This window comes from Mycobacterium sp. NGS40, from assembly GCF_059812735.1.
In genome coordinates, this window is sequence record NZ_JCALDG010000160.1 from 1 (window position 1) to 202 (window position 202).

Here is a 202-nt window from a genome sequence, read left to right on the forward strand (position 1 = left end):
AACCACCTTGCCGGTGTGGCGGGCCTGGCTGACGAATCGGTACGCCGACGAGGCGGATCGCACGTCAAAAGTCTTGACCGGCAACGGCTTCAGCACGCCGACGTCGAACAGTTTGATCAGGCCGGACAGCATCGAGGCGATGTGGTCCGGGCCGGCCTCCATCAGGTCGAAGGCGCGATACAGCACGCCCGGTGCCATCGAA

At 64.4% G+C, this 202-nt stretch carries 1 protein-coding gene; it reads right to left on the minus strand.

What is annotated here, in order from left to right; translation table 11 throughout:
• On the minus strand, positions 1–202 hold a 202-nt coding region (locus AC5Y5O_RS32365), incomplete at both ends, for a zinc-binding dehydrogenase (protein ID WP_500028791.1).